The organism is Campylobacter sp. RM19073, from assembly GCF_024723495.1.
GTDB lineage: Bacteria > Campylobacterota > Campylobacteria > Campylobacterales > Campylobacteraceae > Campylobacter > Campylobacter porcelli.
In genome coordinates this window covers 41,815-64,563 of record NZ_JANQCT010000004.1, presented here as the reverse complement: position 1 = coordinate 64,563, position 22,749 = coordinate 41,815, and the positions used below count along the sequence as shown (strand labels likewise).

The following is a 22,749-nucleotide window of genomic DNA, read 5'->3' as shown; positions in this document are numbered from 1 at the left end:
CAAATTTGACTTTAAAGCTCATTAAATAAGTAGCTTTTTAGCAAATTCAGTAGCCTCTTGCGTGATACTCTCTCCACTTATCATACGAGATAACTCCATCACTCTTTCATCTATATTAAGCTCTTTTACACTAGAGCCTTTGGCGTCTTTTTGGACTAAGAAGTGATGATGAGCCTTAGAGCTTAGCTGTGGCTGATGAGAGATGGCAAAAATTTGATATAAATTTGATAGTTCTATAAGCACATTTGCTATACTCATAGCCTCCTTCCCGCTTAAATTCGCATCTATCTCATCAAGTATCAAAACCCCGCCCCCAAGACCGCTAATCTTAGCTTCACTGGCGATAAATGCAAGTCTTAAGCGGTTTATCTCTCCGCTACTTAGAGTCTTTAAATTTGAGCTATTTAAATTTATATCTACCAAATCAGCGCCATTTATATCCATATTTTTGCTATTTAAATTTATATCCACCCTATCCATATATAGATCTTTTAAGTATCCATTTACCATAGTTTCTAGCTCTTTTACAGACTTGCTTCGCTCTTTTGTGATGGTATTTGAGATATTTTCTAATTCGCTTAAAAGCCTAGTAAATTTCATACTCAAATCAGATTTTTGAAACTCGATATTTTCATAATGAGCTAGTTCGGCCTTTCTCTTTTGTAAGATCTCTAGGCACTCTTCTATACTCCCATACCGCTTAATCAACCCATTTAAACTCTCAATGCGATCTAAAAGCTCTTCTATATCAAGCCCTTCAAATTCATCAAAATCCACGCTACTTTTAGCAATTTTAAGCTCATTTAAAGCATCGCTAAAAAACCCGCTATCAATATCGCTAATATTTAAAGCATCAATCACTGCTTTTTCATAAGCAAATATCATCTCAGCCTTGCTCCACGCCTCTTGTATCTTATCTTTTTTGCTAAGTCGCTTCTTTATAGAGTTAAGTTCATCAAATTCGCCTATTTTCGGATTTATCTGCTCGATCTTTTCTATCTCGAATTTAGCAAATTCTTTAAGCTCATCGATCTTTTTTTCCTCTTCATTTATCTTATCAAGCTCCTTTTTAAGAGTTATAAATTCATTAAATTTTTCCTTAAATTTAGCCAAATTTTCACTATAATTTTTAGATTTTTTACTAGCTAAAATATCTAAAATTCCAATCAATCTAGAATTTTCAAACTCCTCAATATCCTTAGCACTTAGATATTTTAAATGGCGATTAGCGATCAAATTTAGATTTTTTTTCGATATTGATTGGTTATTTATAAAGTATCTTGTGCTCTTATCTTTTAGAAGTTTAAAGCAGTTTATACTATCTTCTTCGATCCCAAACTCATCAAGCCCAAGCTTACACTCCACATCAGCTTCAATAAGCCTAGCATCGCTATCTTTATAGCCAAAAACGCTTAAAATTGCCCCCATCAAAACGCTTTTACCCGCACCACTAACACCAGTAAATACACTAAGTCCAGAGCCAAATTTAAGCTCTAATTCATCAAAACTTAAATAATCTTTAAGATAAATTCTCTCTATCACTGCTGACCCCATCTTAATTTCTCTTTTAAAACACCAAAATAGTCCCGCCCTTGATGCCTAAGCAGATTAACTCTAATATCGCTCACACCAATATCCACGCTATCAAATTCAATCAAATCCAATCTATCTTGACCATCTATTAAAACCACTATATCATCATTACTTCTAAACTCCAATCTAAACTCTCTAGGTAAGACAAGCGGTCTTTGAGTAAGGCTATGTGAGCAAATCGGCGTAACGCTATAAGCATCGCATAAAGGATGGATAATTGGCCCTCCAGCACTCATATTATAAGCAGTCGAGCCCATCGCAGAGCTGATTATCACCCCATCGCCAAAGTATGAGTTAAAGTGCTTTGAGTTTAAAAAAGCATCAATATGAGAAGTAGTATCAATCTTTTTACGCATTAAAACAATATCATTAAAGGCTAATTTTGTAGTTATCTTGCCATTTTTATTGAAATTTGCCCTAAGCATATATGGACGCTCAATATCATAAATTCCGCTTAAAAATTGATCCAAAAATTCCCCAAATTTATCCAAAGTAGAATCTGTCAAGAAGCCCAAATGTCCAGTATGAACCCCATATACATAAATTTCACTTTGTGCTACTCTTCTGCATGTAGCTATGAAATTACCATCTCCTCCAAGGGATATTATCACCTTAGCTTTTGATATTAAATCTTTAAATTCAAAGCCATCTACGCCAATTATTTTAGCCACATGCGACTCAAATATCACATCAATTGAGCGACTTTTTATAATCTTTACAATCTTAACTAGAGCGTCTTTTTGCTCTATTGGATCCCTTGTTGTGATCGCTATAGTATTTAGATTTTTATGAATTTTAGACATTACACTCTCCGTAATCCAAATTTTACACAAAAAAACATAAATATAAACTATATTTTAAAACCTAAATTTAACTTTAACCAATTACTAGTCAAAATTTCTAATAAAATTTTTATAAATTTTAATGTATAATGGCGGCTTTTTATAAACGAAAGGATTAATATGCGTAGTCATTACTGCACCGACTTAGACGCAAAAGATATTGGTAAAAATGTTAATCTATGTGGTTGGGTAAATTCATACAGAGACCACGGAGGCGTTATATTTATAGATTTGCGTGATAGAAGTGGAATTATACAGCTTGTATGCGATCCAGCAGATAGTAAATCAGCCCACGAAATCGCCTCAAAAGTTAGAGATGAGTATGTATTAAGAGCTAAGGGAAAGATTAGAGCTAGAGGCGAAGGCTTGGTTAATCCAAAGCTAAAAACTGGTGAAATTGAGGTAGTAATAGATGAGCTAATCATCGAAAATGAGAGTGCGCCACTACCTTTTGTCATTACAGATAGCAATGTTGGCGAAGATATTAGGCTTAAATACCGCTTCTTAGACTTAAGAAATCCAGATAATTTAAGCAAATTTCAACTTCGCTCCAAGGCTAGTATAGCGTGTAGAAATGCCCTTGATAGATTAGGATTTTTAGAGGTTGAAACCCCTATGCTAACTCGTGCTACACCTGAAGGTGCTAGAGACTACCTAGTGCCTAGTCGAGTTCATCCAGGCGAATTCTACGCCTTGCCTCAAAGCCCTCAGCTATTTAAACAGCTACTAATGTGTGCTGGATTTGATAGGTATTTTCAAATTGCAAGGTGCTTTAGAGATGAGGATTTAAGAGCTGATCGTCAGCCTGAATTTACCCAAATCGATGTAGAGATGAGCTTTTGCGATCAAGAAGATGTGATGAAAGTCGGCGAAGAGGTTTTAAAAGAGATATTTGCAGCTTGTGGGCATAATATCCAAATTCCATTTAAAAGATTGAGTTATAAAGACGCTATGGAGCTTTATGGTAGCGATAAGCCTGATTTGAGATTTGATCTAGCTATGATTGATGTGATTGATATTTTTGCTAAATCAAATAATGAAATTTTCAGCACTCCAGCAAAAGACCCACGCAAAAATAGAGCCAAAGCTATAAAAGTGCCTAATGGAGATAATATATTTAGCAAACGCCAAATGCAAAGATTTGAGGAATTTGTGCGTAAATTTGGGGCTAAAGGCTTAGCATTTATCCAAATAAAAGATCCAAAAGATACAGCCGGACAAGATAACTGCGTAGATTTTGATGGAATTAGCTTAAAAGGTCCGCTAGTTAAATTTTTTGAACCAAGCGAACTAAAAGAGCTAGTTTCTCGCACAAAACTCAAAGTCGGAGATGTTATATTCTTCGGTATTGGAGATAAAAAGACAGTTTTAGACTATATGGGGCGATTTAGAATTTTCTTAGCTGGTGAGCTTGGCATTATAGATGAGAAGGCTTTGGAATTTTTATGGGTTGTAGATTTTCCTATGTTTGAGCAAAACGATGATGGTAGCTACTCAGCTATGCACCATCCATTTACAATGCCAAACAATCCAGATGAGCCAAATTTAGAAGATATCACAAGTATCGCTTATGATGTTGTATTAAACGGCGTTGAGCTTGGTGGGGGAAGTATTAGAATTCACAAAAACGATATTCAACAAAAGGTATTTAAACTGCTTAAAATAGATGAAGAAGAGCAAAGAGAGAAATTCGGATTTTTACTTGATGCTCTTAGCTTTGGTGCGCCAGCTCATGGCGGATTTGCCATAGGCTTAGATAGGTTAATTATGTTAGCTACTGGCTCATCAAGCATTCGTGATGTAATAGCCTTCCCTAAAACTCAAAAAGCCTCATGTCTAATGACTCAGGCTCCAAGTAGCGTAGATACTCATCAATTAAGAGATTTAGGACTAAGATTAAGAGAAAAGGATAAGTAATGAAAAAACTATTTTTAATAATCGGTGCTCCAGGCAGCGGCAAAACAACCGATGCTAGTATAATTGCTAAAAATGATACTAAATTTAGCCACTACTCTACTGGCGATCTTTTAAGAGCTGAAGTAGCTAGTGGTAGCGATCTTGGTCGCTTGATAGATAGCTTCATCTCTAAAGGCAATCTAGTACCACTAGATGTAGTGGTAAATACCATAATCTCAGCTATTAAATCTAGTCATACAGATTATATATTGATAGATGGCTATCCAAGAAGTGTAGAGCAAATGATGGAATTAGACAAAGTCCTATCAAATAGTAGCGATGTCAAGCTAAGTGGCGTTATAGAAGTAGATGTAAGCGAACAAGTAGCAAGAGAGAGGGTATTAGGCAGAGCTAGGGGAGCTGATGATAATGATGAAGTCTTTAATAATAGAATGAAGGTTTATCTAGCTCCGCTTAAAGAGATTAGAGATTTTTACGGCTCAAAATCACTACTTCGCAATATCAATGGCGAACGCACTATAGAAGAGATAGTAAGCGATATGACAAATTTATTAAATACTATGATAAAGGAGTAAAATATGGATATTAGTAAAATCAAAGCTGGTAGCAATCCAGATAAATTAAACGCAGTTATTGAGATCCCTTATGGCTCAAATATTAAATACGAAATAGACAAAGATAGCGGTGCTGTAGTAGTAGATCGTGTATTATACTCAGCTATGTTTTATCCAGCTAATTACGGATTTATCCCATCAACCTTAGCCGATGATGGCGATCCTGCTGATGTTTTAGTGCTTAATGAGTATCCACTTCAAGCTGGTAGCGTAATACCTTGCCGTTTAATTGGTGTATTAGTAATGGAAGATGAAAGCGGTATGGATGAGAAGCTACTAGCTGTGCCAGTTAGCAAAATTGACCCTAGATATGAAGGCATCAAAAGCATAGATGATCTACCAAAAGCTACACTTGATAAGATTAAAAATTTCTTTGAAACCTACAAAATGCTAGAGCCAAATAAGTGGGTAAAAGTCAAAGGCTTTGAAGACGCTAATAAGGCTAAAGATATTTTAGACGCAGCTATAAAAGCTTATAAATAATTTTGCGGTGGAGAGTTTTCTCCGCCCACTTGCTAAACAATCCACAAAAGGCTACTAATGATAATTTGCGAAGATAACTATCCTCAAATTCTAGATACCATCGCACAAAAGCTCACAAATGCGGATATAGAGCTACTACTAGTAGATACTAAAACCATGCACCAAATAAATTTAAAAGAGCGTAAAATTGATAAAACTACAGATGTTTTGAGCTTTCCACTTCACTATATTCCGCATTTTCCCATTGGTTCAATCGTGATAAATACAGATCTAGCACTATCTAAAGCTAGCGAATTAGGTCATAGTATAGATGATGAAATAGCTCTACTATTTACTCATGGTTTGCTACATATATTAGGATATGATCATGAAAATGATGATGGACAAATGAGAAGAAAAGAGATAGAAATTATAAACGAATTTAATCTACCAGATAGCCTAATAGTGCGGACACTAGATGAGTAGGGACTAGCCCTACTCTTTAAAATCTACCATTTAATGATAGATATAGCCTTCTACCTTCTTCTATCCTATTATATGTATTTACATAGGTTAAGGCGCCGCTACTACTAGAGTATGTCTCATAAGAGTCTGTAAAATCTTTATCAAATAGATTATATATAGCAGCGTTTAAATTCCAATTTTTATTGATCTCCATAGCTATACCAATAGAAGCTAAGAATATATCTTTGTAATACTCTCTATTTATATTAGTATCACCCATATATCTATCTATTTGCCACTCGCCTTTTACCCAAGGAGTAAAGGTGCGATTAATATTATAATCAGCTTTAGCTACGATATTATGCTTTAATGAGCCATTTTCTGGTTTGCCAATTGATGTTGTGCTACTACTATCTTTTATCTTGCTATCTAAGAATGTATAGGATAGATTTAAATTTAATTTATCAGTAGCCATTACTCCAGCACTTACTTCTAGACCTTTATACTCCACCTTTCCATGATTTATAGCTTGTATACATCTAGTAAATGAGCTATTACAAACCCCTATGCTAGGTATATTATCTCCACTATTATATCTTACTGATGATATTTTATCTTTAAATTCAGTTACAAATCCAGTAATTGAAGCGTTAAATACACTATCTCTATATCCTGCACCTAATTCATAATTAATAGATGTCTCTTCAGTTAAATTTGGATTACCATATACTGGTATCCTTCCTTGACCGCTATAGTTATACTCACCAGCTATTAGCTTATTGACATATGGTGCTTTAAATCCCGTTGATACCCCGCCTTTAAAGGTTAAATTATCATTTAGATTATAAACTAGATACGCCCTTGGGGATAGATTATTACCAAATGTCTCATGATGATTATATCTAGCACCTAAGGTTAATCGCAAATTATTCAATATAGAATACTCATCTTCCCCAAACGCAGCTATGGTATATTGACTAAATCTACTTGGACTTGCTATCTTATCTTGCATTTTTTCTAGCTTATACTCAGCCCCCACGCTTAAAATATGGCTTTGACCCACTGGCACCACAGCCTTAGTATCAACTATATAATCTTGAGCCAAAATATCCCTATTTTGCCCCTTATATGGATTATTAGCCACTACTAATCTACTATCATTACCTACGCGGTTATATTGAATACCTGAATTTAAGCTAAATCCATCATAAATCCCCTCATGAATTAGATAAGTAACAAGCTTATCTATATCCATAGTCGGCTCATACCCACCAATCGCACCTACTGTGCCTATTTGGCTTTTGCGATTATCAAAGTGATTTTTAGCATAATCTATATCAAATGTAAATCTATTAGCTTCATCATACAAATAGTTTAATCTCGCACCAACATTGTAATTATTTGCCTTTGTCGGACTTTGAGCTTGCGTGGCTGGAACTTCTTGACCTCTTGAATTTAGGTGAGTTACCTCTGATTGGGCTCTATAGCTTTGAGCATATCTAAATACAGCACCCAATTTATTATCTATCACTGGACCATCAGCATAGATATTATATCCATAGGTATTGCCCCACTGGGTATCTTGATTTAATATAGAGTTAAAGCCTACTGATACGCCCCACTCATCGCTAACCTTCTTTGTAATGATATTCACCACACCACCAAGTGCTTCAGAACCATATAAAGTGCTCATAGGTCCTTTAATAACCTCAATTCTTTCAATACTAGAAAGTGGTGGTAAAAACGCATTCATCACCTCGCCAAACCCATTAGGTCCTATCTCTCCGCCAATCCCTTGGCGTCTGCCATCTACTAAAACCAAGGTATATCCAGTAATACCACGCATAGTTATATTATACGCCCCACTCTTACCCTTTGAAGCATAAAGATCAACTCCAGGTATATCAGATATAGCCTCAGCCACATCTCTATACGGCTTTCTTTCTAGCTCTTTTTTGGTAATGACATTCATTGTCGCTGGTGCTTCTTGTATCTCTTGAGAGAATCCAGAAGCACTCACTACCACCTGATCTAATCTATAGCTATCATCGGCTATAACGCTATTAGATAAATATGCTATAGCCGCAACAGAAAGTAGATATTTTCTATTCATAAGACCGCCTTGAAATAAATTTAATGCCGTAATTATATGATAATAATTATTAAAATAAATTTAAATCTACTAAAAAATAAAATTTAATATTTAATTAATCTAAATTATTATAATAGTTAATAAAAATAGTCTCAAAAGCCCAAAATATAGATAATTTAGAATTATAATTTAATGGATAAATTTAATTTTATATCAAGTTTAGCTAATGTATAATTACAAATTATCCGTTTAAATTTCAAAATGTAAGGGGAGCTTATGAGTAAGCAAATCGAAGGGTTTCTTGGTATAAGCGAGGATCGCAAGAAGAGTAGAATTCCTGCAAAACTCGATCTTATTCAGAGTGGAACTGGGTTATTCCTAGGAATATTTATGTGGGCACATATGATATTTGTATCTACCATTTTATTTGGCGAAGAGGTCTATAATCAAGTGGTGCATATCTTAGAGCTTAGATTTATGTATGATAGCCCTAATATGAGCTATGTTACTAGCTTTTTAGCAGCCTGTGTGCTTGTAATCTTTTTTGTCCATGCTGCGCTTGGTATGAGAAAAATGCCTATCAATTTTAGACAATGGCAAATTTATCGTGCTCACGCTACTCGTATGAAACACGGAGATACAACACTTTGGTGGATTCAGGCTTGTACTGGGTTTATTATGTTTTTCCTTGGTTCAGCGCACCTAATCATCATAATCACAAATTCAGATCAAATCGCATTGCTATCAGATGGCACACTTGGTTCAGCTGAGCGTGTTTATAGCCATTTTATGTGGTTATTTTATTTAGTATTGCTTTTTGCTGTTGAACTTCATGGTAGCATCGGTCTATACAGACTATGCGTAAAATGGGGTTGGTTTGAAGGTAAAGATGCTAAAGCAACTCGTAAAAAGCTTAAAAAAGCTAAATGGATTTTAAGCGTATTCTTTATCGCTCTTGGACTATTAAGCCTTGGGGCATTTCTTAAAATCGCTATGAACTAGGAGTATATATGAAGGTAAAATATTATGACGCATTAGTAATAGGCGGTGGTCTAGCTGGTCTAAGAGCTGCTGTAGCTGCTGCTGATAAGGGTCTTAGCACTGTAGTTTTAAGTCTTTGTCCTATAAAAAGAAGCCACTCTGCTGCTGCTCAAGGCGGTATGCAAGCAAGTCTTGGTAACTCAAAAATGAGTGAAGGCGATAATGAGGATATTCACTTTGCAGATACTGTAAAAGGTAGCGACTGGGGTTGTGATCAAGAAGTTGCTAGAATGTTTGTCCAAACAGCACCAAAAGCTATTCGTGAGTTAGCTAGTTGGGGTGTGCCTTGGACTAGGATTACAAAAGGCAAAAGAAGCGCTATCATCAACGCTCAAAAAACTACAATTGATGAAAAAGAAGAGGTTCATGGTCTAATTCATAGCCGTGACTTTGGTGGAACTAAAAAATGGAGAACTTGCTTTACAGCCGATGCTACAGGCCACACAATGCTATTTGGCGTTGCAAATGAAGCCCTAAAAAGAGATGTTGAAATTCACGATAGAAAAGAGGCTATAGCTCTTATCCATGAGAATAACCGCTGTTATGGTGCGATCGTCCGTGATTTAGTAACTGGCGAAATTTCAGCCTATGTATCAAAAGGCACACTAATCGCAACAGGTGGCTATGGTAGAATTTACAAACACACTACAAATGCTGTAATCTGTGAAGGAACTGGTGCTGCGATCGCTCTTGAGACTGGTATTGCTAGACTTGGCAATATGGAAGCAGTCCAATTCCACCCAACTCCAATCGTCCCAAGCGGAATTTTGCTAACTGAAGGTTGTCGTGGAGATGGCGGAATACTTCGTGATGTTGATGGATACCGCTTTATGCCTGATTATGAACCAGAGAAAAAAGAGCTAGCTAGCCGTGATGTCGTTAGTCGCCGTATAATGGAGCATATCAGAAATGGTAAAGGTGTAAAAAGCCCTTATGGTGAGCATGTTTGGCTAGATATTAGCATTCTTGGTAGAGAGCATATAGAGAAAAACTTGCGTGATGTCCAAGAAATTTGTAAAATTTTCAATGGCATAGATCCAGCTGATGAGGGTCCAAAAGGCTGGGCTCCGATACTTCCTATGCAACACTACTCAATGGGCGGAATTCGTGTAAAACCAACTGGCGAGAGCCAAACTCTAAAAGGTCTATTTAGCTGTGGTGAAGCAGCGTGCTGGGATATGCACGGATTTAACCGCCTTGGTGGAAATAGCGTCGCTGAAACCGTGGTAAGCGGTATGATTATCGGGGATTATTTTGCTGAGTATTGTAGCAATAATGAGATAGATATTCAAACAAAAACCGTTGAGAGCTTTATCAATAAAAGCAAAGATTATCTAAACGAACTTATAAATAAAGATGGAAAATACAATGTATTTGAGATCAAAAATAAGATGAAAGATATAATGTGGGAGCATGTCGCTATCTTTAGAACTGGCGATGGCTTAGCTAAAGCTGTAAAAGAGCTAGAAGAGCTATATAAAGAGAGCACAAATGTCAAACTAGAGAATAAAGAGCTATTTGGCAACCCTGAGCTAGAAGAGGCTTATCGTGTGCCTAAAATGCTTAAACTAGCTCTATGTGTAGCTTATGGCGCACTTCAAAGAACAGAGAGCCGTGGCGCACACTATAGAGAGGATTATCCAAAAAGAGATGACCTTAACTGGTGTAAAAGAACTTTAGCATTTTGGAAAGAAGGAGATACTCTACCAACTTTAGAGTATGAAGAGCTTGATATTATGAAAATGGAGATACCACCAGCATTTCGTGGATATGGTGCTAAAGGCAATATCATAGAAAATCCACTATCAGCTAAACGCCAAGAAGAGGTTGATGCCATTAGAGCAAAACTAGAAGCTGAAGGCAAAAATAGACATGAAATTCAAGATGCATTAATGCACTATGAACTTCAACCAAAATATAAAGCATTAAACGAAAGAGCAGGAATTGGCTATGAGTAGAAAGATAAAAATTAGAGCATTTAAATATAATCCACTAAGCAAGGTTAGCAAACCGCACTTTGCTGAATATGAGCTAGAAGAAACTGATGGAATGACGCTTTTCATCGCATTAAATCAAATTCGCGAAAGATTTGATCCGGGTCTTAGCTTTGACTTTGTATGTCGTGCGGGGATCTGCGGAAGCTGCGGTATGATCGTAAATGGTCGCCCGCAACTAGCTTGTAGAACTCTTACAAAAGACTATCCAAGTGGCGTTATAGAGCTTATGCCTATGCCAGCTTTTAAACTGCTTAAAGATTTAAGCGTTGATACTGGTAATTGGATGAATAATATGAGCAAAAGAGTTGAGAGCTGGATACACTCAAATCACACTACAGATATTAGTAAGATTGAAGAGAAGGTAGATCCAGATGCGGCTCAAGAGACTTTTGAGCTTGATCGTTGTATCGAGTGCGGTATATGTGTAGCAAGTTGCGGAACGGCTCTTATGAGACCTGATTTTATCGGTGCTGTAGGTCTAAACCGCGTAGCTAGGTTTAAGGTTGATCCACTAGATAATAGAAGCGATGAAGATTTCTATGAGCTTGTAGGCGATGATAATGGCGTCTTTGGTTGTATGAGCTTACTAGGTTGTGAGGATAACTGCCCTAAACATTTACCACTTCAAAGCAAAATCGCATATATGAGACGCAAATTAGCTACTATAAAATAATTATATACTCCCTAAGAGTTTCTTCTTAGGGAGCTTACATTTAAAGTAAATTTAAACTTGAAGTAATTTATCTAGGATTTTTAAATAGAGAGATAAATAGGCTAAAAAAGTCTATTTATAAAATTAATCAAATAGCTTATAAGAAACTCTATCTAGATAGCTCTTTTTAATAACCTTATCACTCATTTTATCAGTAATTTTATCTATTTTTATTTTTGTGTTTGAGTTATTAGCAATACAAAAATATAGTAGCTACAACTAAAATTACTATTTTTTATTTATATTCATTGCCCCCTATAATAATTAAATAAAATATAAATATTTTTAATTAAATTTAATATCTCAATTTAAAAAAATTCATAAAATTGCTTTTTGAATTCTTGGCTATTTGCTTCATTTTTACCAAAGAAAAACGGCAAGGCATATAGATTAAATTCGATTTTTTCATCTATGTTTTTGCTGCTAGTGCATGTAAATACTTTTTTATTTAAAATACTCTCATCTAAAATCAAATCTTCTTTCCACTCATCCTTTAGATAAAATCCCGCTCCCTTGCTTTCTATTATCATTTCCACTGATAAATAACCTAAATCCGCCCCTTCTTTTGGCTTACCAAAAAATATAAAATCTGGCTCAAAACCCTCGCCATAAGTCGCCACTTTTCTATTATCATAAATTTTAAACTCACTAAAACCCTCATTTCGCATAATTATCCACTCGCTAAATTTCCTATCAATTATCTCTTTATTTTCCTCTATAAAATCTAAAAACTCTTTTTCTAAACCGCTATCGGTAGAAAATTTATCATAATAAAGCCACTCATAAGGGCTATTTTCCACCTCTTTAAATACTATCTTATCATCATTATATTCTATATTTTTAATGATTTTTCTACTACCGATACCAACTAATTTTTGGACTTTAAAATCACTAATTTCAAATTTTTTGCTCGTTTTATTTATCAATTCTTTATAATTATTTAAAATGTATTTTGCGATTTCAAGCCTAGTTGTAGCCTTGCTAAAATCTTGTTTTTTATTAAAATTTAGCCGTAGATTAGAAAGAGCTTTATCGTAAAATTCTCTCTTGCTATTTAAATTTTTATCATAAATTTTAATTTTTTCCATATCAATTTCTAAAATATTCATAGCCTTAGCAAATATTTTATACTCGATTTTTTCGCCCACTTCAAAAACTTTTTGAGAGCGCTCATCTTTTATCTCTTGGCTATTATCAAACTTTTCTTCATTATTGCTTATATCTTGAGCGATATATGGTATTTCTATATCCCCTAAGCCCATTTTTACCATATCAAAATCAAAAAGTGTCTGGCTACCATGCACAATTTTTTCATTACTCACATAATAAATATCATTTTTACTGGTGATTTCTTTGGCTTTTTTGCTAGGCTTTAGCTCCAAAATCCCACTTTTTTCACCCAAAACTAGCCCTTGCTCTCTTAATTCTTTTCTTATATTTTCTATATACTCCACATCATTTAATGCGTGGTAGCTAAGTCGTTCTAGCATTGTAAGCTCGTTTGAAATCCCCTTATCATATTTGCGCTTATATTTTTCATCTCCACAGCCAAATGGAAAATATCTAGCACCACGACCTATTAACTGAGCTTCTTTTGTAGTTGTTTTTGCTGTATTTTTAGCTACTGCTGAGCTAAGCCTTACTATATCAAATAGATTTAGCACATCCCAGCCCTCATTTAGCTTATCTACCGCAAAAATTACTCTTATTACATTTTCTTTATCTTCAAGTGTATTTAGCTTTATTTGATAGTCTTTTATCTCCTTTTCATCATTTGCGTTTAGCTGATAAATGTTTTTAAAAGCTATTTTTATATGATTAGCCAAAATCTCAGCAAAGCTCTCATTATAATTTTGTTTAAAAAACTCCAAGCTATATTTAAATAGCTCATCGCCATCATCTATATTATTATAAAATTCACTTATATCATCACCATTTAACTCTTGAAGTATCTCATTAAATAAATTCTGATTTTCTTTTGAGAGATTTATACTTTCGCTTTTAAATAGCACTATTGGCTTTAACTCTATATGATTTTCCCTTGCTAAAAGCTCCCTATAAGCACTAAGCAAGCAAGCCCCTAAAAATCTTGCCTTTAGCTCTGTATCATCATATTTGACTAGAAAAATTCTCTTTGAGTATCCATCTAAGCAAAACTCCCTTAAAGCATACTCATAAACAATCTTATCTTCATATTTTGCTAAGACTTTTCTATCATTTGGTATCGTAGCGCTAAATTCTAGCATTAGGTTATTTGCGTGGCTATTAAAGGCTTTGTTTATTATGCTCTCCCAGCCATCTTTGTTATCTTGTTCGCTTGAGCTTAGCTTATTTTTGGTTTCACTATTTAAGTGGTGAGCCTCATCAGCTAAAAATACAATCTCATAATTTTGTAAATCTTTAAGAGTTAAAGAGTTTTCCTTCTCATCTTTAAAAAGGCTAAAAAGCCCTTGAATAGTGCTAAAATAGATATTTATAGCATTTTCATCACTCTCATCAAAATTGCTAATCGCCCTTATCTCTACTCTTTTGCCATCTATGTTTATTTCATTAGCAAAGAGATATTTTGATGAGAAAATATCACAAAAATTCGCTTTTGTCTTTTCTAAAATCGCCGTGCTATTGACAAAAAAGACAAAATTTCTATATCCCATTTTATAGCAATCAAGCATTAAAGCCGCCATTACAAGCGTTTTACCACTGCCTGTTGCCATATTAAACATTAGATGATTTTTATTTAGCGTTTGTTTGTTTGCTAGGTAGTATTTTATAGCATCTATTTGATATGGGCGAAGCTCTTTACTGATATTATCTCTTATATGATTTGGTATCTCCATATCTCTTAAGGGCTTTTTGCCATATTCAGCGATTATCTCTTCATATAATTTACCCATCATTTTCTCCATAAAATATTTTATTTAGCTTTTTAGCTCTCTCATCTATCTTATACTCGCTATCATCTATATCAGCATAAGGGATATAATCCATATTTCTATCTAAGCATTTTTTGAGAATTCTCTTTTTGTTTGTAAAATCTAAATTTGAAAATTCATCATCTTTTAAATCATTTTGTATATCCACTTTATAATCGATAAAGGCTAATTTTTGTAAATTTTCATAAATTTGATTTAGCTCATTTTCATCGCTTGAATTTTCTATTTTTTCTATAAATTTGGCATTTAAACTGGCTAATTCACAGTAAATTAAATTTCCACCGCCACTCCAGCTTACAGCTTTGCTAATCCCGCCTTGCTCGCCCTCAATCACCTTTTTTAATCTCTCTTTTGTAATGCTTTTAATATACTCCATTTGCTCTATGCCTATATAGCGTCTTTTCATCTTATGTGCCACTGCTAGTGTAGTGCCAGAGCCAGCAAAGAAGTCTAGGACTAGGTCGTTTTCTTGCGTGGATATTTCTATAATTCTTTTTATTAAGGCTTCAGGCTTTGGTGTGGCAAATAATTTATTTCCATATAATACTTGAATTTCTTTTGTTGCATCTGTTGTAGTTCCGTATTCTGTGAATATAGTTCTTGTTTTTATTGTTTTTTCATTTACTTCATCAAAATAGATAACTTCATAAGGCGTTAAACGACCTTTTGAATTTTCTTGCCAAAAAATATGGTCTTTGTCTAAATTTTCAGGCTTTTTTCGCCATCTTCCGCATTCTCCGTTTGGAGCAATAGGATAAAAATCATTGCCGTTTGGGTCTTTTATTGGATAATATAATGTCGGAGCATCAATTCTTAATGAACCTGCACCCCATTTTTCAAGTTTTAAAATTTTAGCTTTTTTATTATTTATTATTTTTGTAAATTCGTTTTCTTCATATTTTTCAGTTGTATTTTTTATTTGCCAAGTTGATTTTTTATAACATAAAATATATTCGTGTTCTTTTGCGAAATTTTCAGAGTCTTGCGAACCGCCTTTTTTCTTTTGCCAAATTAAACATGCCACAAAATTCTCCCTACCAAAAATCTCATCCATAAGCACTTTTAAATACGCTTGTTCATTGTCATCGCATTGCACGAAAATCACGCCATCATCTCTTAAAAGCTCTCTTGCGATTTCTAGGCGATTTTTCATAAAGGTAAGCCACGAGCTGTGGTTAAATCTATCGTTATAGTTAAAGCTGTCACTACCGGTATTATAAGGTGGGTCTATGTAGATGAGTTTGACTTTGTTTTGTTCGCTTTGGTGGCGAAAATACTCTTTTAGAGTGTGAAGGGCGATTAGATTGTTACCTTTTATAAGTAAATTTGGCTTGTTTTTAAGCACATTTTCTAAAGTATCGTTCTGCCCCCCCCCTATAAGCTCAAAGTTATTTAACACTTTTGGGCTAAATAACACATCAATCTCACTCTTAGCTAAGATATTATTAAAAAATAGCTCCGTGCTTTTATCCTCATCTTTGCTTTGTCCGCCTTTTAATACACAATCTTTAAAAGGAAAATTTAGCACGATATCTTGGCTATTTTTAAGAAATTTTTTCTCTGCTACCCCAAGACCAATTTTATTTGAAAAACTTGTATAACTAGCACTAAGCAATCTCAAATCTAAAAAATTTAAAAAATCATCTTTTTTAAAAATCATTGCTCCACAAAGATTTTCAAAAAATCTCTCTTTATACTCATCTTTATACTGCGATTTTTCTAGTAGGAATTCTAGAATTCTCTTATCATTACTCACTGCTAGACTTCTAGCAGTTATAAGAGTGCTAAAATGCTCTTTAATATCGTTTATTAGGTGGTTTTCCATTGTTTTCCTTTTTGTATTGTCTATTTAATTTGTATTGTCTATTTAAATAGTTTTGTCAAATTTGGATAAATTTGACAAAATTTAATTTTAAAACGCCCTTTGGTATGAGAAGTCTATAAGCTCACTTTTGCCCTCACTAGCAGCTGCGTATAGTGCGAAATTTGGATTGCGTAAAAGCTCCCTACCATAAGCTACAATATCACAATATCCACCCTCGATCATCTCCTCGCCTTGCTCTTTTGTGGTAATCAACCCCACTCCAATAACAGGGATACCCACAACCTCTTTAATAGCCTTAGCGTAATTAGCCTGATAAAGGGGCTTAATCTCTGGCAATAAACTTGGCTTAGATACCACTCCACCAGCTGATACGCTGATATAGCACGCACCTAAATCAGCACACTTTTTAGCTACTATTTTGCTATCTTCTATAGTATTACCACCTACTTCCCAATCATCAGCACTAATACGCACGCCAAATGGAATAATCGGAGCTATCTCTTGAGCAATTAGGCTTAAAAGTCGCATTCTATTATCTATACTTCCACCAAAGTCATCATCTCTTTTATTGGTTAATGGGCTTAAAAACTCACTAATCAAATACCCATGAGCTGCGTGAATCTCCACAATATCATAATTAGCAGCCTTAGCCCTTATGGCGGCATCTTTAAATTTCGTTACAATCTCATAAATCTCTTGAGTAGTTAGCTCTTTTGGGCGGTCATATTCAGGGCTAAAGCATATACCGCTAGGGCTTAGTATATTATCGCAAGTCCCCTTAGCTCCAGCGTGTCCTAGCTGAATGGCTGTGGTTTGAGTGGTATATTTTTTAATTTCATAGTTTAATTTAGCGTGTGCTTCTATCTGATTATCACTCCATAGACCTAAATCATTTTTAGATATACAACCCTCTGGCGATACAGCCGTAGCCTCAACTATGATAAATCCCACTCCGCCAAGCGATCTAGCCGGATAGTGTAATCTATGAAAACATCGTGGCAATCCGCTATAATCCCTTGCTTTATAAACGCACATTGGTGGCATAGCTATACGATTTGGTAGTGTGAAATTCCCAACTTTAATAGGTTCAAATAAAATAGACATTAGTTCTCCTTTAAACATTTTTCTATAGGTATTATGATACCATTTTGCTCTTTTGAGACAAAGCTACTAGTGCCAAATTCATAATTAAATTTAGAATTAGTGATATTATAATCCCCACATTTTATACTCTCATTTGCGTTGAATTTATACAAAAGCTCCTTTATATCATTGCTTCTTTTATTATCATTTTGGTTATATATAAAACCAGCTAAAAATACAACTACACAAACTACTAAAATAGATATTTTGGATTTTAAATTTAATTTATCATTAGATATAGCAAGAAGAATTAAAACAGCAAGGATAAGCACTAAAAAAAGTAAAATTCTCATCTCTCACCCCTAAGCTGATAGCTAATATCCCCAGCACCAAACCCAATGACAAGTCCGCTAGCTAAACTATGCTTTACACCAAAATTATCAAAAAATTCAATACTATCGCCATTTCGCTTGATAGTATCGGCAAATAAAGCACCCTTAAATTCGCTCTTTAAATCTATATTATTTGGCTCCTCTCCAGCAGCATAAACAGGCAATACCACAAGCTCATCAACCTCATCAAAACACTCTTTAAATCCATCTAAATTTGCTAATAACCTTGAGTATCTATGTGGCTGAAATATCGCTGTAATACTCTCAAGCCCAAGTAGTTTCGCATACTCCTTAGCACTCTTTAAAGTCGCTTTAATCTCGGTTGGATGATGACCATAGTCATCTATTAGAGCGAATTTCTCATTAGCTACTAATATATCAAATCGCTTTTTAATCCCTTTAAATTTCTTAAGATTTTCTCTAATCTCTTCAAGGCCAATTATAGAATTAGCAGCCAAAATAGCAAGACTAGCATCAATAGCAATATGCTCTCCCATGCCCCAAGCTTCAAATTTACCAAGACCTTTAAGATGAAAGCTAGTATATGGCTCATAATTTCTAAGCACCATTTGAAGATTGGTTATATCGCCTTTTTCTAATCTAATTGCGTCCATCTTAATCGTGCTTAAAAAGCTATCTTCAGCATTAATAACCCTAATCTTAGCACGCTCTAAAAAGCCCTTATAAGCAGCGTAAAATTTATCCATATCATTATCATAATGCTCCATATGCTCTGGCTCAGCATTTGTAACAACGGCTAAAAATGGGTTTGAATTTAAAAAGCTACTATCGCTCTCATCAGCTTCAAATATCAGATCCTCACTAGCTTCATACTTCATATTTGAGCCAAATTCTTTACTTATAGCACCTATTATAGCGCTACCTTTCATAAGAGAAGCTAGCATAGCTGAAGTGGTGCTTTTACCATGCGCTCCAGCTACGGCAAATACCCTTTTGCCCTCTAAAATAAACGGCAAAGCCTCCTTTCTAGATAAGCACTCAATACCACGCTTCCTAGCCTCTACAAGCTCCACATTATCACTTTTAATAGCTGCACTATAAACGACAAAATCAGGATCATCTATAGCACTTTCGCAGTGTGGGACGGTAATCTTCATACCACTAGCTCTAAGCTCTTTAGTAGTGGGACTATCAGCTATATCAGAGCCACTAATTATAAAATTACGCTCTTTTAAAAATCTAGCAATAGCTGAAATCCCAATCCCACCAATACCGATAAAATGCACCTTTTTCATATATTTAATCCTAATAAAGCTTCAGCTTTTTGTCTAAATTTCCATATTGAACGAGCTTGTAAAATCAGCTTTTTATCAATATCACACATTAGCATTCCCTCATTTGAATCTAAGCTATTTTCAATCTCTCCATGCGGATTGATAAGCATACTTTGCCCATAAAACTCACTCTCAATATCATCAAATTTAGTCTTACCTAGTCTATTTACGCGGACAATATATACATTATTTGTAAATGCTCTCATCTTTAAAAGCTCATTCCAGCGACTACTAGAGTTTAAAGCACAAGCACTTGGTAATAAAACACAATCAATCTTCTTAGCCACAATCTCAGCCCAAATACGATCAAAATGTGCCTCAAATCCAAAAATAACGCCAAATTTAATCCTATCAACGCTAAAGCTCATTATCCCAAAACTCTCTTTTTTAGAATAAAATTTCGCTTCATTCCAGTGCGGATAATCTATTAAGATATTTTGCTCTTCATATTTTGTGCTTTGTGGGCTAAATTTCGCTACTACCTTTTTACACTCTTTGCCTTTAACTTGTAAAAGTGGAGCGATTATCGTTAGATTATATCTATTTGCCATAGCTAGAAGACTACTCTTTTTTTGCTCGCTTTGCTCTTTTATCATAGATTTAGGCATTTTGATAATATCATTAAAAAATGAATTTATCACATACTCGCCAAGCACAACCACGCTAGCCCCACCCTTAGCTGCTAAGCTTAAGTAGTGATCAATCCTAGAATCACTCATAGCCAAAGTGTGTAGCTGTAAAGCCGCAACCCTACTCACTCTCTTCTCCTATTTGAGTAATCTCAAGCTTAGCATTTTCTAGCATAGCCCTTGCTTCATTAACTAATTTCAATCCATCTTTATATAACTTCACGCTATCACTAAGAGTTAAATTCTCATCATTTAAACTCTCTAAAAGCTTCTCAATTTTCTCAATCTTACTTTCAAAATTTTCACTCATCTAACGCCCTTTTAATATGCTCTTCTATCTTATCTATCTCTACTAAAAATGAATCATGCCCATAATCACTCTCAACGCATATATATCTACCTCTATGCCCTTGCCCTATACTAACTAAAGCCTCATACATCTCAAGCATTAAATTCGGTGGAAATAAAATATCTCCGCTAAATGAGATAAATGTAAGTCTAGCACGAGTAAGCATTAAAGCCTCATTAAGTGAGCCATAATGCCTAGTGCAATCAAAGTTATTCATCATCTTTATAACATATAGATATGATAGTGGATCAAATCTTTTGGGGAAGTTATTGCCATTATACTCCATATATCTATCGACTTCAAACCTTCCTAAAAGCTCATATAATCCATCTGTTTCTACATATTTTCTACCAAATTTTTTATCCATCGTAGCAGGACTTAAAAAGCTAATATGCCCAGCCATTCTACCAAGTGCCATTCCTATTAAGCCATTTGCCTCTATATCATCTTTATCATAGTATCCGCCTTTAAAATTTGGATCTTTTACTATGCCCTCAATCGCAATTTTATTAAAAGCAATAGCCCACGCCTTAGTAGCATAAGTAGTCGCTAGCATTATCACTCTTTTGGCAAAATTTGGAAACTCTATAGCAAAGCACAAAGCTTGCATACCCCCAAGGCTCCCACCTATAACCGCATACGCCTCTTTGATTCCTAGCCTATCAAATAGCCTCATCTGCGCCCTAACCACATCGCTAATTACAAGGACAGGGAATCGTAGTCTATACTCTTTTTTCGTGCTTGGCTCTATGCTTAAAGGATTAGTAGAGCCAAATGAGCTACCCAAAATATTTACGCAAATCACAAAATATTTAGTAGTATCAATCGTCTTATTATCACCTATTACGCCATCCCACCAACCAGGCTTTCTATCTCCCTTATGGATACCAGCAGCGTGAGCCGATCCAGTAAGTGCGTGGCAAACTACTATAACATTACTCTTATTCTCATTTAACTTACCATAGCACTCATAAGCTAAATCAAATTCGCTTAAAATTCGCCCACTCTCTAAATGCAACGGCTCATCAAAATGCTCTACAGCTCTATATATTTCCACTAATTTACTCTATAATTTGGTGCTTCTTGAGTTATTATAACATCATGAGCGTGGCTCTCTTTTAGCCCTGCACTTGTGATCTCTACAAACTCAGCCTTATCTTGGAAGGTTTTAATATCCTTACTACCACAATACCCCATTGAGCTTCTTAACCCACCAATTAACTGATGGATCACATCACGGATTGTCCCAGCATATGGCACACGACCCTCTATCCCTTCTGGCACTAGCTTATCTTGAGCGGTGCCTTCTTGAAAATATCTATCGCTACTTCCTCTTGTCATAGCTCCGATACTTCCCATACCTCTATAGCTCTTATATTGACGCCCTTGGAATGTTACTAACTCACCTGGACTCTCATCGCACCCTGCAAGCAAGCTTCCTACCATAATGCAGCTAGCACCAGCTGCTAAAGCCTTGGCAAAATCGCCACTATATTTTATACCACCATCAGCGATGATTGGGATATTAAATTCCTTAGCCGCATCAGCACAATCACTAATAGCCGTAATTTGAGGCACCCCAACTCCAGCTACAATTCTAGTAGTGCATATCGAGCCTGGACCTATGCCAACTTTTACCCCATCAGCTCCAGCTTTTATAAGATCAATTACCGCTTTTGGGTTAGCTACATTGCCTACTATTATATCTACTCCACTTATTAAGGATTTAATCTCTTTTAGAGTATCTATAATCCCTTTGCTATGACCATGAGCTGAGTCCATAACTAAAGCATCAACTCCAGCTTCAGCCAAAGCTTTTGCTCTATCTATCTGCCCAACTCCAATGGCTGCAGCTACTCTAAGGCGACCAAATTTATCTTTATTAGCATTTGGATACTCTTTTCGTTTTTTAAGATCTTTAATGGTTATTAAACCCTCTAATTTACCGCTATCATCGACTATAGGGAGCTTTTCTACTTTGTTGGTTGAAAATATCTTTTGTGCATCATCTAGTGTGCATCCTAGTGGAGCGGTAATAAGCGGAGCTTTAGTCATGACCTCGCCTACTTTTTTACTATAGTCATTTTCAAATCTTAAATCACGATTTGTCAAAATCCCTATTAATACCCTATTTTCATCAATTACTGGCACACCTGAAATTCTATAATCACTCATTAGCTCCAAAGCCTCTTTAATACTAGCTTCAGCTGTGATAGATATAGGATCCATGATAACGCCACTTTCGCTTTTTTTGACCTTTTTAACCTCTTTTACTTGAGACCCTAAATCCATATTTTTATGTATAACCCCAATGCCCCCAAGCCTAGCCATCATAATAGCCGTTCTATGCTCAGTAACCGTATCCATCGCAGCTGAAACTACAGGTATGTTTAGCTCAATATTTTTGCTAAATTTAGATTTTATATCTACTTGTTTTGGTAAAATATCTGAGTATTGAGGCACTAACAAAACATCTTCAAATGTCAAGGCTCTTTTTACGATTTTCAT

The 22,749-nt window shown here is 35.1% G+C and carries 18 protein-coding genes and 1 pseudogene; 7 read left to right on the top strand and 12 right to left on the bottom strand.

The genetic code is table 11. The annotated features are described in order from the left end of the window. Positions 1 to 21: 21 nt before the first annotated feature. Positions 22 to 1,542, bottom strand: a complete 1,521-nt coding sequence (locus tag CSUIS19073_RS02770; RefSeq protein ID WP_086237213.1) for an AAA family ATPase — start codon at positions 1,540 to 1,542, stop codon at positions 22 to 24. Then, complete coding sequence (locus tag CSUIS19073_RS02765; RefSeq protein WP_086237214.1) at positions 1,539 to 2,396, bottom strand: NAD(+) kinase; 858 nt, start codon at positions 2,394 to 2,396, stop codon at positions 1,539 to 1,541. Before CSUIS19073_RS02765 ends, CSUIS19073_RS02770 begins: the two co-directional genes overlap by 4 nt. 159 nt (positions 2,397 to 2,555) lie before the next feature. Here CSUIS19073_RS02765 and aspS point away from each other — a divergent pair, with 159 nt between their 5' ends. Genes aspS through ybeY form a run of 4 tightly spaced genes read left to right on the top strand, consistent with a single transcriptional unit; the run spans position 2,556 to position 5,914 of the window. Next, positions 2,556 to 4,352 (top strand): aspartate--tRNA ligase, encoded by a 1,797-nt coding sequence (gene aspS, locus CSUIS19073_RS02760; protein ID WP_086237215.1) that lies wholly within the window; start codon positions 2,556 to 2,558, stop codon positions 4,350 to 4,352. Then, positions 4,352 to 4,927: an adenylate kinase gene (locus CSUIS19073_RS02755; protein ID WP_086237216.1), complete on the top strand. Its 576-nt coding sequence runs from the start codon at positions 4,352 to 4,354 to the stop codon at positions 4,925 to 4,927. The genes aspS and CSUIS19073_RS02755 overlap by 1 nt, the downstream gene beginning before the upstream one ends. A 3-nt stretch (positions 4,928 to 4,930) precedes the next feature. Continuing rightward, positions 4,931 to 5,449: an inorganic diphosphatase gene (gene ppa, locus CSUIS19073_RS02750; protein ID WP_086237217.1), complete on the top strand. Its 519-nt coding sequence runs from the start codon at positions 4,931 to 4,933 to the stop codon at positions 5,447 to 5,449. Positions 5,450 to 5,506: 57 nt separating this feature from the next. Next, positions 5,507 to 5,914, top strand: a complete 408-nt coding sequence (gene ybeY, locus CSUIS19073_RS02745) for an rRNA maturation RNase YbeY (RefSeq protein ID WP_086237218.1) — start codon at positions 5,507 to 5,509, stop codon at positions 5,912 to 5,914. Between the two features lie 16 nt (positions 5,915 to 5,930). Here the strand turns inward: ybeY and cfrA are convergent, their stop codons facing one another. Beyond that, positions 5,931 to 8,006, bottom strand: coding sequence for a TonB-dependent ferric enterobactin receptor CfrA (gene cfrA, locus CSUIS19073_RS02740; protein ID WP_086237219.1), 2,076 nt, complete (start codon positions 8,004 to 8,006; stop codon positions 5,931 to 5,933). A gap of 255 nt (positions 8,007 to 8,261) precedes the next feature. Here cfrA and CSUIS19073_RS02735 point away from each other — a divergent pair. From CSUIS19073_RS02735 to CSUIS19073_RS02725, 3 genes and pseudogenes are all read left to right on the top strand, one after another. Next, a pseudogene (locus CSUIS19073_RS02735) lies at positions 8,262 to 8,975 on the top strand (fumarate reductase cytochrome b subunit); the annotation flags it as partial. 20 nt (positions 8,976 to 8,995) lie between these two features. Then, on the top strand, positions 8,996 to 10,984 hold the full coding sequence (locus tag CSUIS19073_RS02730) for a fumarate reductase flavoprotein subunit (RefSeq protein ID WP_086237221.1): 1,989 nt from the start codon (positions 8,996 to 8,998) through the stop codon (positions 10,982 to 10,984). Continuing rightward, a complete protein-coding gene (locus CSUIS19073_RS02725) occupies positions 10,977 to 11,696 on the top strand; it encodes a fumarate reductase iron-sulfur subunit (protein WP_086237283.1) in 720 nt (239 codons plus the stop codon). The genes CSUIS19073_RS02730 and CSUIS19073_RS02725 overlap by 8 nt, the downstream gene beginning before the upstream one ends. Positions 11,697 to 12,043: 347 nt before the next feature. Here CSUIS19073_RS02725 and CSUIS19073_RS02720 read toward each other — a convergent pair whose 3' ends face one another. The 9 genes from CSUIS19073_RS02720 to guaB all read right to left on the bottom strand — a co-directional run bounded on the left by CSUIS19073_RS02720 (position 12,044) and on the right by guaB (position 22,749). Then, positions 12,044 to 14,629: a DEAD/DEAH box helicase family protein gene (locus CSUIS19073_RS02720; RefSeq protein ID WP_236845266.1), complete on the bottom strand. Its 2,586-nt coding sequence runs from the start codon at positions 14,627 to 14,629 to the stop codon at positions 12,044 to 12,046. After that, a complete protein-coding gene (locus CSUIS19073_RS02715; RefSeq protein WP_086242256.1) occupies positions 14,622 to 16,493 on the bottom strand; it encodes a site-specific DNA-methyltransferase in 1,872 nt (623 codons plus the stop codon). Before CSUIS19073_RS02715 ends, CSUIS19073_RS02720 begins: the two co-directional genes overlap by 8 nt. Before the next feature lie 87 nt (positions 16,494 to 16,580). Further along, on the bottom strand, positions 16,581 to 17,597 hold the full coding sequence (locus CSUIS19073_RS02710; protein WP_086242257.1) for an oxidoreductase: 1,017 nt from the start codon (positions 17,595 to 17,597) through the stop codon (positions 16,581 to 16,583). After that, positions 17,597 to 17,929 carry a hypothetical protein gene (locus tag CSUIS19073_RS02705; protein WP_086237225.1) on the bottom strand — a complete coding sequence of 111 codons (333 nt, stop codon included), beginning with the start codon at positions 17,927 to 17,929 and terminating at the stop codon, positions 17,597 to 17,599. The genes CSUIS19073_RS02710 and CSUIS19073_RS02705 overlap by 1 nt, the downstream gene beginning before the upstream one ends. After that, on the bottom strand, positions 17,926 to 19,224 hold the full coding sequence (murC, locus tag CSUIS19073_RS02700) for a UDP-N-acetylmuramate--L-alanine ligase (protein WP_086242258.1): 1,299 nt from the start codon (positions 19,222 to 19,224) through the stop codon (positions 17,926 to 17,928). Before murC ends, CSUIS19073_RS02705 begins: the two co-directional genes overlap by 4 nt. Then, positions 19,221 to 20,021 (bottom strand): carbon-nitrogen hydrolase family protein, encoded by an 801-nt coding sequence (locus CSUIS19073_RS02695; protein WP_086242259.1) that lies wholly within the window; start codon positions 20,019 to 20,021, stop codon positions 19,221 to 19,223. Before CSUIS19073_RS02695 ends, murC begins: the two co-directional genes overlap by 4 nt. Beyond that, positions 20,014 to 20,202, bottom strand: coding sequence for an exodeoxyribonuclease VII small subunit (gene xseB / locus CSUIS19073_RS02690; RefSeq protein ID WP_086237228.1), 189 nt, complete (start codon positions 20,200 to 20,202; stop codon positions 20,014 to 20,016). The genes CSUIS19073_RS02695 and xseB overlap by 8 nt, the downstream gene beginning before the upstream one ends. Then, positions 20,195 to 21,298, bottom strand: a complete 1,104-nt coding sequence (gene metX, locus CSUIS19073_RS02685; RefSeq protein ID WP_086237229.1) for a homoserine O-acetyltransferase MetX — start codon at positions 21,296 to 21,298, stop codon at positions 20,195 to 20,197. The genes xseB and metX overlap by 8 nt, the downstream gene beginning before the upstream one ends. Further along, positions 21,298 to 22,749 (bottom strand): IMP dehydrogenase, encoded by a 1,452-nt coding sequence (guaB, locus tag CSUIS19073_RS02680; protein WP_086237230.1) that lies wholly within the window; start codon positions 22,747 to 22,749, stop codon positions 21,298 to 21,300. Before guaB ends, metX begins: the two co-directional genes overlap by 1 nt.

Bases quoted from the DNA above. Each gene is read 5' to 3' on its own strand.
- CSUIS19073_RS02765 (WP_086237214.1), bottom strand. From the start codon at position 2,396: ATGTCTAAAATTCATAAAAATCTAAATACTATAGCGATCACAACAAGG.
- CSUIS19073_RS02755 (WP_086237216.1), top strand. From the start codon at position 4,352: ATGAAAAAACTATTTTTAATAATCGGTGCTCCAGGCAGCGGCAAAACA.
- ppa (WP_086237217.1), top strand. From the start codon at position 4,931: ATGGATATTAGTAAAATCAAAGCTGGTAGCAATCCAGATAAATTAAAC.
- xseB (WP_086237228.1), bottom strand. From the start codon at position 20,202: ATGAGTGAAAATTTTGAAAGTAAGATTGAGAAAATTGAGAAGCTTTTA.
- aspS (WP_086237215.1), top strand. From the start codon at position 2,556: ATGCGTAGTCATTACTGCACCGACTTAGACGCAAAAGATATTGGTAAA.
- CSUIS19073_RS02725 (WP_086237283.1), top strand. From the start codon at position 10,977: ATGAGTAGAAAGATAAAAATTAGAGCATTTAAATATAATCCACTAAGC.
- CSUIS19073_RS02730 (WP_086237221.1), top strand. From the start codon at position 8,996: ATGAAGGTAAAATATTATGACGCATTAGTAATAGGCGGTGGTCTAGCT.
- cfrA (WP_086237219.1), bottom strand. From the start codon at position 8,006: ATGAATAGAAAATATCTACTTTCTGTTGCGGCTATAGCATATTTATCT.
- CSUIS19073_RS02705 (WP_086237225.1), bottom strand. From the start codon at position 17,929: ATGAGAATTTTACTTTTTTTAGTGCTTATCCTTGCTGTTTTAATTCTT.
- CSUIS19073_RS02710 (WP_086242257.1), bottom strand. From the start codon at position 17,597: ATGTCTATTTTATTTGAACCTATTAAAGTTGGGAATTTCACACTACCA.
- CSUIS19073_RS02715 (WP_086242256.1), bottom strand. From the start codon at position 16,493: ATGGAAAACCACCTAATAAACGATATTAAAGAGCATTTTAGCACTCTT.
- murC (WP_086242258.1), bottom strand. From the start codon at position 19,224: ATGAAAAAGGTGCATTTTATCGGTATTGGTGGGATTGGGATTTCAGCT.
- ybeY (WP_086237218.1), top strand. From the start codon at position 5,507: ATGATAATTTGCGAAGATAACTATCCTCAAATTCTAGATACCATCGCA.
- guaB (WP_086237230.1), bottom strand. From the start codon at position 22,749: ATGAAAATCGTAAAAAGAGCCTTGACATTTGAAGATGTTTTGTTAGTG.
- CSUIS19073_RS02720 (WP_236845266.1), bottom strand. From the start codon at position 14,629: ATGGGTAAATTATATGAAGAGATAATCGCTGAATATGGCAAAAAGCCC.